Annotated in this window: 11 protein-coding genes; 7 read left to right on the top strand and 4 right to left on the bottom strand. The window is 56.4% G+C overall.

Translation table 11 applies throughout. The annotated features are described in order from the left end of the window. Positions 1 to 154: 154 nt before the first annotated feature. The 3 genes from mreD to MELB17_RS22470 are packed head-to-tail and all read right to left on the bottom strand — an operon-like array spanning position 155 to position 2,585. A complete protein-coding gene (gene mreD, locus MELB17_RS22480; RefSeq protein ID WP_007352656.1) occupies positions 155 to 631 on the bottom strand; it encodes a rod shape-determining protein MreD in 477 nt (158 codons plus the stop codon). Continuing rightward, positions 631 to 1,509, bottom strand: coding sequence for a rod shape-determining protein MreC (gene mreC / locus MELB17_RS22475; RefSeq protein WP_007352655.1), 879 nt, complete (start codon positions 1,507 to 1,509; stop codon positions 631 to 633). Before mreC ends, mreD begins: the two co-directional genes overlap by 1 nt. Positions 1,510 to 1,544: 35 nt before the next feature. Continuing rightward, complete coding sequence (locus MELB17_RS22470; RefSeq protein WP_036186094.1) at positions 1,545 to 2,585, bottom strand: rod shape-determining protein; 1,041 nt, start codon at positions 2,583 to 2,585, stop codon at positions 1,545 to 1,547. A gap of 267 nt (positions 2,586 to 2,852) precedes the next feature. On the opposite strand from MELB17_RS22470, the gene MELB17_RS22465 reads away from it, so the two are divergent. The 4 genes from MELB17_RS22465 (at position 2,853) to gatB (ending at position 6,533) form a co-directional block, all read left to right on the top strand. Beyond that, positions 2,853 to 3,047 (top strand): hypothetical protein, encoded by a 195-nt coding sequence (locus tag MELB17_RS22465; RefSeq protein WP_157133388.1) that lies wholly within the window; start codon positions 2,853 to 2,855, stop codon positions 3,045 to 3,047. Positions 3,048 to 3,243: 196 nt separating this feature from the next. Continuing rightward, positions 3,244 to 3,531, top strand: a complete 288-nt coding sequence (gatC, locus tag MELB17_RS22460; RefSeq protein ID WP_007352652.1) for an Asp-tRNA(Asn)/Glu-tRNA(Gln) amidotransferase subunit GatC — start codon at positions 3,244 to 3,246, stop codon at positions 3,529 to 3,531. A 47-nt stretch (positions 3,532 to 3,578) separates the two neighbouring features. Then, positions 3,579 to 5,036: an Asp-tRNA(Asn)/Glu-tRNA(Gln) amidotransferase subunit GatA gene (gatA, locus tag MELB17_RS22455; protein WP_007352651.1), complete on the top strand. Its 1,458-nt coding sequence runs from the start codon at positions 3,579 to 3,581 to the stop codon at positions 5,034 to 5,036. A 21-nt stretch (positions 5,037 to 5,057) separates the two neighbouring features. Next, positions 5,058 to 6,533 (top strand): Asp-tRNA(Asn)/Glu-tRNA(Gln) amidotransferase subunit GatB, encoded by a 1,476-nt coding sequence (gene gatB / locus MELB17_RS22450; RefSeq protein WP_007352650.1) that lies wholly within the window; start codon positions 5,058 to 5,060, stop codon positions 6,531 to 6,533. Positions 6,534 to 6,552: 19 nt separating this feature from the next. Here the strand turns inward: gatB and MELB17_RS22445 are convergent, their stop codons facing one another. Next, complete coding sequence (locus MELB17_RS22445; RefSeq protein ID WP_007352649.1) at positions 6,553 to 7,503, bottom strand: LysR family transcriptional regulator; 951 nt, start codon at positions 7,501 to 7,503, stop codon at positions 6,553 to 6,555. Positions 7,504 to 7,658: 155 nt separating this feature from the next. On the opposite strand from MELB17_RS22445, the gene MELB17_RS22440 reads away from it, so the two are divergent. From MELB17_RS22440 to MELB17_RS22430, 3 genes are all read left to right on the top strand, one after another. After that, positions 7,659 to 9,074, top strand: coding sequence for an acetyl-CoA carboxylase biotin carboxylase subunit (locus MELB17_RS22440; protein ID WP_007352648.1), 1,416 nt, complete (start codon positions 7,659 to 7,661; stop codon positions 9,072 to 9,074). Between the two features lie 19 nt (positions 9,075 to 9,093). Next, positions 9,094 to 10,899, top strand: a complete 1,806-nt coding sequence (oadA, locus tag MELB17_RS22435; RefSeq protein ID WP_007352647.1) for a sodium-extruding oxaloacetate decarboxylase subunit alpha — start codon at positions 9,094 to 9,096, stop codon at positions 10,897 to 10,899. Between the two features lie 412 nt (positions 10,900 to 11,311). Then, the coding region (locus MELB17_RS22430; protein WP_227499016.1) for a MotA/TolQ/ExbB proton channel family protein at positions 11,312 to 11,978 on the top strand (667 nt) is incomplete at its 3' end.

The following is an 11,978-nucleotide window of genomic DNA, read 5'->3' as shown; positions in this document are numbered from 1 at the left end:
TTCGGGTTCTCAGAAGCTCCCGAAGGGCCTGTCCCTGAGGGCTCTGGACCTGTGTTGCCAGCCTTTGATGTGGAACCACCACATCTGCAGACTGGCACCTTGGCCAGACCTCTCAGTGCCAAGCAGTAGGCTTACGAATTAGCCAGACGGGACACTAGCCCAGTCGGCGATTTATATTGTCCAGCACCAGGCTAAGGAAGGGCCAAACTACCGCGCTGGTCAGCGCCGGCCACAAATACCCGAAACCGGTATTGTCTGCCCCCAGGGACTGTTTGATAACGTGCACCACCATCTGATTAATGCCCAGCAGCAGAAACACGATGGCGCACTGTTGTGGCAATGGGTACATGCGCAGGCGCTGGTGTACGGTCAGAACCAGAAACGCTACAACCGCCATGGCCATGGCGTTCACACCCAGCGGCGTTGACTCCAGCACATCCAGCAACAGGCCCAGAGCTGCAGCAAGGAAAACGCCAAATTGCGCAGGCGCACGCACGGTCCAGTAAAACACCATTAACGCCAGCCATTCCGGGCGAAACTCCAGCCACCCGGAAGGCACTGGAGCAATGCTCAGCGTTAGCGCCAGCAGCACCGACAGAGCAAACACCGGGTAGCTGATCACAGACAGCATCAGCGTTCCTCCTGCAAACGATTGCCGTCTTGCGCAGGCTCAAGCTGATTTTCTGACCGCTCGTTATCGGGGACAAGAGCTTGAAACACAACCAGCAACATACGGCTCTGATTGAGTTTGGCGGTGGGTGTGGCTTCAATAGTGATAAACGGTTCGCCAGGTTCCTTGCTGATGCGGCTCACTTCAGCGACCGGATAGCCGCGGGGGAAACGCCCGCCCAAGCCGGAACTCACCAGTAGATCACCCTCACGAATGTTGGCCGTATCCGGAACGTGCACCAGTTCCAGGCTGTTAGCTTTGCCGGTGCCCAGCAGAATAGCCCGCAGGCCATTGCGCACCACTTCTACCGGCACCGCATGGCTGCTGTCAGATACCAACAAAACGCGAGCGGTTATCTGGCTGACCTGAATCACCTGCCCCATCAGGCCACCGGCGTCCAGTATGGCCTGACCTTCGTGAACACCGTCGCTGCGACCTTTATTGATGACCAGTTCATGGGCAAATGGGTCGGGCGACACGCTCACAACTTCGCTGACTATAACGCGGTCGTCGAGCACTTCGGAGGAGTTCATCAGGCGGCGCAGTTCATTATTTTCGGAGGCCAAAGAGGCATATTTCAGAGCACGACGCTCAAGAATTAGCAGCCGCGCCTGCAATTCGTCATTGTCACGCTTGAGGTCATCTTTGTTGACGAACAGGCTGCCAACCCAATCAGAAAATTGAGTGGGCGCGTTGCCCAGCCAGTAGACCGGTGTCAGCCCCGTGGCCAGCGTACTGCGTACCACTGTCAGCTTGCCAAAGCGGGCATCTGCAACAATCAACCCCAGCGCCAACACCACAACCAACAGCAACCGGAATCCCGGAACCGGCCCCTGCACGAATATGGTTTTAATAGCTTGTTCTCCCCACGGGATCAGCCCTCTTGGAAGAACATTCCAATACCGCCGCGATCAATCACTTCCAGCGCTTTGCCACCACCACGGGCAACACAGGTCAGGGGATCTTCAGCGACGATCACCGGCAGGCCGGTTTCTTCGCTAATCAATTTGTCCAGCCCACGCAACAGGGCGCCGCCGCCGGTCAGCACAATGCCGCGTTCGGCAATATCAGATGCCAGTTCCGGTGGCGACTGTTCCAGAGCGCTTTTAACGGTCTGGACAATTTGCGCCAGGGACTCTTGCAGAGCATCTAGAATTTCTTCGCTGTTTAGCGTGAACGCCCGCGGCACGCCTTCAGCCAAATTGCGGCCACGCACGTCAATTTCACGAACTTCCAAACCTTCGTAGGCGCAGCCAATTTCATGCTTGATGCGCTCCGCGGTGGATTCACCAATCAGGCTGCCGTAGTTACGACGCACATACGTGACAATAGCTTCATCAAACTTGTCACCGCCTACCCGCACCGAATCGGCATAAACAATGCCGTTCAGAGAAATAATGGCAATTTCAGAGGTGCCGCCGCCGATATCCACAATCATTGAGCCGCTGGCTTCTTCCACTGGAAGGCCGGCACCGATGGCTGCCGCCATAGGCTCTTCTATCAGGAACACTTCGCGCGCACCCGCACCCATGGCCGACTCGCGAATGGCTTTGCGTTCCACTTGAGTGGATTTGCTGGGCACACACACCAATACCCGAGGGCTGGGGGTAATAAAGCTGTTTTCATGCACTTTGTGAATAAAGTGCTGAAGCATTTTTTCCGTCACCACAAAATCAGCGATTACGCCATCTTTCATCGGGCGAATGGCACTTATATTGCCCGGGGTGCGGCCCAGCATTCGCTTGGCTTCGGCGCCAACAGCGGCAACCATTTTCTGCGAATTAGTGGTGCGAATAGCTACAACGGAAGGTTCATTTAATACAATGCCGCGACCGCGCACGTAGATAAGAGTGTTTGCGGTGCCCAAATCAATGGACAGATCGCTGGAGAATAATCCTCGGAGTCTTTTAATCAACATTCGTGTAGTTTCAACCTGAGAGTGGCGGCTGCGAAAAGATGCGGCAACTTTAGCAGCGCCCCCACGCACAGGCAAGGCGCAGCCTTCGCAAAAGCAAATGACCTACCCCAGCATGAACAAACCGTCATGCACTTACAGGGCAAAATGCCGCTTTGAATGCCTTGCGGTTTGACGAGAGTCAGCAATTAGACTCTGATTAGGTTGATAATAGCTAATACCAATGCCTTGATTGGGCGAATCAGCCTGCAATAGTAGATGTTTGCTATGAAAATTCTCTATGCCTCAATTTTATTGATGGTTCTAGCGCTCGCCGGCGGTTTGACCGGCTGCAATCCCCTGACTCCAGCCGATGAAGCGCTCAATGTGACCCCGGACACTTACATATACAAGCAGGTGTGCGAGGAGCGCAGCGACGCCACCTCCGAAGACCTACTGGACGATGCCAGGCCAGTTGAATAGGTTTCAGCACAGGTTCTCGAAGACGACCAGGCCTCTTCTTCAGAAGACCACCGCGCCGCTCCCGCAAAGCCACTAATCTGTTACCATATCGTCCTTATTACCAAGCTCAGACACTGCGGGTAGGGGTCGATCTAAACTCCGCCGTGAAAACGCTGCGGCGCAGTCTGAATATCAAATACGAAAAACCGGAGTCAACGTGACCATTTCCCGCGCAGACATTGAAAAAGTCGCCGTGCTGGCCCGTATCCGTCTTGATGACGAACAGATACCCGCACTGGAAAACGACCTGAGCAACATCCTCAGCCTGGTTGACCAACTCAGCGCCGCCAACACTGACAACGTAGAGCCTCTAGCCCACCCACTGGATGCGGTACAGCGCCTGCGCGCCGACGAAGTCACTGAAAGCAACCAGCGCGAAGCCTTCCAGGCCATAGCTCCCGCCACCGAGAGCGGCCTCTATCTAGTACCCCGAGTGATTGAGTGAGTAAAGGGAATCGAGTGATCTGACGAACCACACCATCAGGATTGAACATGCATAACAAATCCGTAGCAGAGCTTTCCCGCGAACTGGAAAGCGGCAAGATTTCAAGCGTGGAACTGACCCGCGAGTTCCTCGATCGCATCAAAGCAGAAGACGGCCAGTACAACAGCTTTATAACCGTCACCGAAGACCTTGCCATGGCCGATGCCAAGGCCGCTGACGAACAGCGCGCGGCCGGCAACGCCAACGTCTGGACCGGCGTACCCTTTGCCCATAAAGACATTTTCTGCACCAACGGCGTGGCGACCACCGCCGGGTCGAAAATGCTGGCTAATTTTGTGCCGCCCTATGACGCTACGGTCGTGGCCAATTTTCGCGCTGCCGGCGCTGTGTGCCTGGGCAAAACCAATATGGACGAGTTCGCCATGGGCTCGTCTACCGAGTCCAGCTTTTTTGGCCCGGTGACCAACCCCTGGGGCTTGAATAAGGGCGAGAAGCGCGTACCCGGTGGATCCTCCGGTGGCTCTGCAGCGGCCATCGCCGCGCGCCTGGTGCCGGCCGCCACCGCCACCGACACCGGCGGCTCCATTCGCCAACCGGCAGCGCTGTGTGGCGTAACCGGCTTGAAACCCACCTATGGCAGGGTGTCACGCTACGGCATGATCGCTTTCGCCTCTAGCCTGGATCAGGGCGGCACCATGGCGCGCACCGCCGAAGACAACGCGCTGATGCTAAATGTAATGGCCGGGTTTGACCCAAAAGACTCTACATCTGCTAATCGCGCCGTGCCGGATTACACCGCAACTCTGAACCAGCCTTTAAAAGGCCTGCGCGTGGGCCTGCCGAGAGAGTATTTCTCCGACCAGCTCAATCCCGCCATGGAACAGCAGGTGCGCAACGCGGTGAAGGAATACGAAAAGCTGGGAGCCACGGTGAAAGAAGTGTCCCTGCCCCACGCCGAACTGGCTATTGCCGCCTATTACGTCATCGCTCCGGCCGAGGCTTCCGCCAATCTATCGCGCTTTGACGGCGTGCGTTACGGCTATCGCTGCGACAACCCGCAGGATCTGAACGACCTTTACACCCGCACCCGTGCCGAAGGCTTTGGTAACGAAGTTAAGCGCCGCATCCTGGTAGGCACCTACGCCCTGTCCGCCGGCTATTTTGACGCCTACTATTTAAAAGCACAGAAAGTACGTCGTCTGATTCAGCAGGATTTCATCAACGCGTTCAAAGAAGTGGACGTACTGATGAGCCCGGTGTCACCGTCGCCAGCCTTTGTGCAAGGCGAGAAAACCAGCGACCCGGTGACCATGTACCTGGAAGATATATTCACCATCGCAGTCAATCTTGTGGGCGTTCCGGCGATGTCGGTACCGGCCGGTTTTGTCGACGGTTTGCCGGTGGGCCTGCAGATAATCGGCAATTATTTTGAAGAAGCCCGTCTGCTGAACGCAGCCCATCAGTTCCAGCAGGTTACCGGCTGGCACCAGAAATTTCCCCAGTAAGCCTGAATCAGGAGAACCGTTATGCAGTGGGATATTGTGATCGGGCTGGAAATACACGCTCAGCTTGCCACCAAAACCAAGATTTTTTCCGGCTCCAGCACCGCCTTCGGCGCCGAGCCCAACACCCAGGCCAGCGCGGTCGACCTGGCCATGCCCGGCACCTTACCGGTACCCAACGAACAGGCCTTCCGCTACGCAGTGATGTTTGGCTTGGCGGTAAACGCCGAAATTGGCCGGCGCTCGGTGTTCGACCGCAAAAACTACTTTTACCCGGATTTGCCAAAGGGCTATCAGACCACGCAGCTGGACCACCCTATTGTGGGCCCGGGCTTCGTAGACGTCGATTTAGCCGGCGGCCGCAGCAAACGCGTTCGCATCCACCACGCACACCTGGAAGAAGATGCCGGCAAATCCCTGCACGAATCTCTTTTTGATGAACGTGGCCAGGGCATGACCGGTATCGACTTAAACCGCGCCGGCACACCGCTAATCGAAATTGTGACCGAGCCGGATATGAACAGCGCCGAAGAAGCCGTCGCTTTCGCCAAAAAGCTGCACAGCCTGGTGTCGTCCCTGGGCATCTGCGATGGCGATATGAGTCAGGGCTCGCTGCGCTTTGACGTGAATATTTCACTCAAACCCAAAGGCTCTGACACCCTGGGCACCCGCACCGAAACCAAAAATCTGAACTCGTTCCGCTTTATGGAGCAGGCCATCGCCCATGAAGTAGCGCGGCAGATGGACATTCTGGAAGACGGGGGCCGCATCATTCAGGAAACCCGGCTGTACAACGGCGATCGCGACGAATCGCGCTCTATGCGCAGCAAAGAAGAAGCCAACGATTACCGCTACTTCCCCTGCCCTGATCTGCTGCCGGTGGTGATCGATGATGCCTTTATCGAAAGTGCGCGCGTTCTGTTGCCAGAACTGCCGGATGCCCGCAAAGCACGCTTCAAAGAGCAATATAGCCTGAACGACTACGACGCCAGCTTGTTGAGCGACGACGCTCGCCTGTCAGCGTTTTTTGAAGACACCGTCAGTCACTGCAAAGACGCCAAGCTGGCAGCAAACTGGGTGTTGGGCGAGTTTTCGGCGCGCCTGAACGCAGATAACGAAACCGTAGCGCAGGCGCCCATCAGCGGCATCCAACTGGGTCAGCTTGTCGCGCGCATCGCAGACAACACGGTGTCGTCCTCAGGCGCAAAGAAGGTGTTTGAAGCACTGTGGAATGGCGATGGCGGCTCTGAAGATAATGCGGCTGACGCCATCATAGAAGCTCAAGGCCTGAAACAGGTTTCAGACACCAGCGCCCTGGAAGCCATTGTGGATGAAGTACTGGCAGGCATGCCCGAGCAGATTGCCCAGTTCCAGGAAGCCGACGAAAAAAAGCGAAAGAAGCTGATGGGCGGTTTTATGGGGCCGCTAATGAAAGCCTCAAAAGGCCAGGGTAACCCGCGCCTGTTCACCGAAATTCTGCAAAGAAAACTCAACGCCTAAAGTGACGCTGCAGGCGCTGCTATTGCTCGGAGCGCCTGAGGAACAACTGCTCAAACCGGCGGATATTCTTCTGCACATAATCAATAAACGCCCGCATGGCCGGGGTTGGGTGGCGCGCCTGGGGATACACTACGCACCAGCTGCGCCTGAGTGGAAACCCGGCAATATTCACAATGCTTAGGCTGCCCAAGGCCAGCTCGGACAGCACCCCCAGCTTTGGCAAAACAGCGACGCCCAAGCCTGCCAGCACCGCATGCTTCACCGCGTCGTTAGAGCCAAGCTCCATACTTGGAATCGCCCGCAAACGCTGATTCTGGCAATGCAGCTCCAGCGCCAGGCGGCTGCCAGAGCCGCTCTCACGCACCAACAAACCGCTGTCCAGAAACGCCTGGGCGCTCACGCTCGTCTGATCAAGCAACGGATGCCCCCGCGGCACCACCGGCACCAGCTCGTTGTCCAGAAACGGCAAAGACGTCAGTGGCCGCTCCGCCGGCACCATACCCATAATCACCAGATCATCGGCGTTGTCATTCAGCCTTTGCAGCGCCGTTGCGCGGTTCACCACCGACACCGACACGGTTACCTGCGGGTTTAGCTGCAAAAACGCCCCCAACATATAAGGCACGACATATTGCGCCGTATTCACGGCCACCAGGCGTAACTCTCCGGCCACCTGCCCTTCCAGCGCCGCCAAATTGTTCTGCACCTGTTCCAGGGCAGCAAACACCAAACGCACACATTTCGCCATTTCCTCACCGGCGGCGGTGCAATAAAGCTTGCGCCCAACATACTCAAACATCGGCAACCTTAGTGCCTGTTCCAGGTGCCGCACCTGGCTGCTGATAGCCGGCTGCGTCAACCCCAATAACTCCCCTGCCTTGCTGTAGCTTTTTAAATCGTAAACCGCTTTAAACACCTGAAGCTGACGAAAGGTCAGGCGACTGGCGAGGTTTTGAATGCTTAACGGCATGGCATTGGACCTTTCTGAATCGACTCATAAGGGATTACTTATACTCAAACAAAATAATACCAATTTTTACAAAAGAGTCGAGAGCGCTACTCTTTTTGAATTCGCCATTCGGGTTTTATAACCTTCATTAGGGACGCAGAAATGAGGAGTCTCCCATGTTGAAGAAAGTACTCATCGCCAACCGCGGCGAAATTGCCGTCCGCATTGTGCGGGCCTGTGCGGAAATGGGGATACGCTCCGTCGCCATCTACACCGAGCCAGACCGTTACGGCCTGCACGTAAAGCGCGCCGACGAAGCCTATTCCTTGGGCGACGACCCATTGGAGGGCTATCTGGACCCGGCGCGCATCGTTAACCTTGCGGTAGAGACCGGCTGCGACGCCATTCACCCCGGTTACGGCTTTTTATCAGAAAACGCCAATTTTGCGCGCTTGTGCGAACAAAAAGGCATGGCGTTTATCGGCCCAAAATCCGACGTTGTTCACAAAATGGGCGATAAAACCCAGGCCCGCAACAGCATGCGCGCCGCCGGCATACCCATCACCCCCGGCTCTGACGGCAATCTTGCAGATCTGGATGAAGCCTTAAAACTGGCCAACGAGATTGGCTACCCGGTCATGGTGAAAGCCACCTCGGGTGGCGGCGGCCGGGGTATTCGCCGCTGCGACACACCTCAGGAACTGACGGCCCAGTACCCGCGCGTCATTTCTGAGGCCACCAAGGCCTTTGGCTCTGCCGAAGTGTTTATGGAAAAGTGCATTGTGAATCCGCGCCACATTGAGGTGCAGATACTGGCGGACAGTCACGGCAACGTTATTCACTTGTTCGAACGCGATTGCTCGATACAACGGCGCAACCAAAAGCTGATTGAAATCGCACCCAGCCCGCAGCTCACGCCGGAGCAACGACAGTACATTGGTGCCCTGGCGGTGAGGGCGGCTGAAGCCGTAGGCTACGAAAACGCCGGCACCGTGGAATTTCTGCTGGCCGGCAACGAAGTGCACTTTATGGAAATGAACACCCGGGTGCAGGTGGAACACACCATCACCGAGGCCATTACCGGAGTAGATATTGTGCGTGAACAACTGCGCATCGCTGCCGGCCTGCCCCTGAGTTATCGCCAGGAAGACATTCAGTTCCGTGGCTATGCGCTGCAATTTCGCATCAACGCGGAAGATCCGAAAAACGACTTTTTGCCCAGTTTTGGCCGTATTACCCATTACTACGCGCCCGGCGGCCCCGGCGTACGGGTAGACACTGCTATCTACACCGGCTACGAAATCCCGCCCTATTACGACTCTATGTGCCTGAAGCTGGTGGTGTGGGCGCTGACCTGGGACGAAGTCATCGCCCGCGGCAAGCGCGCTCTGGACGACATGCGTTTGCACGGCATCAAAACCACGGCCCAGTACTACCAGCAGATTCTGGAGCATCCGGACTTCCGCGCTGGCAACTTTGACACCAGCTTTGTGCCCAGCCACCCGGAACTTTTGAAATATTCCACCAAACGCCACCCCAGTGCCATTGCACTCGCCATTGCCGCCACCATCGCCGCGCACTCAGGCTGGTAATCCGCAGGAGAATAAGATCATGAGCAAAGCAAAACGAATTGAAGTAACTGACCTGATTCTGCGTGACGCGCACCAGTCGCTGATTGCCACCCGCATGCGCACTGAAGACATGTTGCCCATCTGCGGCAAGTTGGATCAGGTAGGCTACTGGTCTCTGGAGGTCTGGGGCGGCGCCACCTTTGACGCCTGCGTGCGGTTTCTGAAAGAAGACCCCTGGGAGCGCCTGCAAAAGCTGCGGGAAGCGCTGCCCAACACACGCCTGCAAATGCTGTTGCGGGGCCAGAATCTGCTGGGTTATCGCCATTACGCGGACGACGTCGTGGAGGCATTTGTACAAAAAGCCGCAGAAAATGGCGTCGACGTGTTTCGGGTGTTTGATGCGCTAAACGATCTACGCAACATCGAAGTCGCGATGAAAGCGGTGAAAAAAGCCGGCAAGCATGCCCAGGGCACCATCTGCTACACCACCAGCCCGGTGCACACCTCAGAATTGTTTGTACAGCAAGCCAAAGACATGCAAGCCATGGGCGCCGACTCTATCGCCATCAAGGATATGGCCGGACTGCTGACGCCTTACGGCACCTACGATCTGGTCAAAGCCATCAAGGCGGAAGTGGATCTGCCGCTGGTAATTCACAGCCACTCCACCTCTGGCCTGGCCCCCCTGTGCCAGCTCAAAGCCATTGAAGCCGGCGTGGACCGCATGGATACGGCCATTTCTTCGTTCGCCTCCGGCACCAGTCATCCGGCAACCGAATCCCAGGTGGCCGCGCTGAAAGGCACTGATTACGACACCGGCCTGGATTTGAATCTGCTGAGCGAAATCGCCGATTACTTCCGCGAAGTCCGCAAGAAGTACCAGCAGTTCGAAAGCGAGTTCACCCGCGAAGACGTGTCGGTTCAGATTAATCAGGTGCCCGGCGGCATGATGTCCAACCTGGCCAACCAGCTCAAAGAACAGAACGCGTTGGACCGCATCCGCGACGTGTTCGATGAAATTCCGCGGGTACGGGAAGACCTCGGTTTTCCGCCGCTGGTTACACCCACCTCACAGATTGTCGGTACCCAGGCGGTATACAACGTTCTGGCCGGCCAGCGCTATAAAACCATCACCAACGAAGTAAAACGCTACCTGCAGGGTGGCTATGGTCGGCCGCCAGCGCCAGTGAACGCCAACTTGCGCAAAAAAGCCATTGGCAATAAAACCGTTGACGAAGGCCGCCCGGCCGACCATCTCAGCCCCGAAATGGACAAGCTGCGCAAAGACATTGGCGAGCTGGCCCTCAACGAGGAAGACGTGCTCACCTTCGCCATGTTCCCTGACCTTGGCCGCGAGTTCCTGCAGCAACGCAAAGACGGCACACTGGTCCCGGAGGCCCTGTTGCCACCAGAAACAAAATCCGGTGATCGCCTGGTCACCGGTGTTGCCACCGAATTCCGCATTGAAGTGCACGGTGAGAGCTACGAAGTGGCGGTCACCGGCTCCGGTGAATCCGGTGTGGGTAAACGCAAACTCTATCTGTCGCTCGACGGCATGCCGGAAGAAGTGGTGTTTGAATCCCTCAACGACTATGTGGCACAAAGCAGCAGCGGCCGCAAAAAGGCGTCCACGCCTGGCCACGTCAGCACCGCCATGCCCGGCAACGTGGTCGAGGTTCTGGTGAAAGAAGGCGACACAGTGAGTGCCGGTCAAGCCGTACTGATCACCGAAGCGATGAAAATGGAAACCGAAGTACACGCTGATGTTGACGGCAAAATCGCGGCAATTTACGTCACCAAAGGTGACCGGGTAACCCCGGGTGAACTATTGATTGACATCGTTTGACCAACGTAGAATTCTGAACCCAGACAACAAATTTCAGAACGTGCATTCTGGAAACCTGTGGACAGACACAACATAACCTGAAAGCGCGCACTTTACGGATGGCAGCCTAATCGTCGATGGCAATCTTATGACCGTCGCAGGCATCACTTTCGGCATCGACTTCATATTGCTCAAATCTGGGGAAAAGCACTGGTGAAATCCATCCAGCTGCGCATGGAATACGACCTACACCCGCCTTTCACAGGCGGGTGTTCCCTCCGCTCCGAGCCGGCCATATTAGCGGAAGCTCAGCCTTTTTATGACAAGGCGCTAACGAAAGTGCTGGCCGCGTTTGCTGAGCAGAGCAGAAAATTCTGAGTCGATCACGGCTAGACTAATATAATGATAATCGTTATAATTCGCAGTAATATTTGTGCGGAGAAACATTATCATAAACCCCCTAACCACGGACTCCGGTTTAGTAGCCATAACCCCCCTGCAGCAACTGACCGAAATGGGCGGCCCCGTCATGTGGGTACTACTGGGACTTGCGGTTCTTGGCCTGGTGGCGTTCTTCTATCTGATCATCACCGGTGCGCTCTTTGCGCCTCGGCTAACTTCGCGCTTGCGAAAAACCCTCAACCAGTGGCAACAGCAACCATCACACCAGTGTGCAGAATCGTTGAACGGCCCCTGGGGCTGGCTTACTCGATGCAACCCGTTGCCACAAATGATTCGCGCGGCGATGACCTCCAGTCTTGAGCAACGCGATGGGACCGAAGTGCGTGAAGAATTGGCACGCCGATCCCAGCATGCGCTGAAGCCATTCGAGGCACCCCTGAAAATCATCGAAGTGATAGCCGCACTGGCGCCGCTGCTGGGCCTGCTGGGCACGGTAATGGGAATGATGTCTGCCTTTAGCGCCATGTCGGTGGCAGAAGGTCAGGCCAATGCATCGCAACTCAGTGGCGGTATCTACGAAGCACTGACCACCACCGCGGCGGGGCTGGTTGTAGCGATTCCTTTTGCGGCCATTGCCGCCTGGGCGGAATTCCGCCTGCGTCGGCTGAACTTGATGATGAATGACACCCTGGTGCGGG

The sequence above is a fragment of the Marinobacter sp. ELB17 genome, assembly GCF_000169375.1.
GTDB lineage: Bacteria > Pseudomonadota > Gammaproteobacteria > Pseudomonadales > Oleiphilaceae > Marinobacter.
Note: the sequence above shows the minus strand (reverse complement) of the source record. Positions and strands in the feature narration are given on the sequence as shown.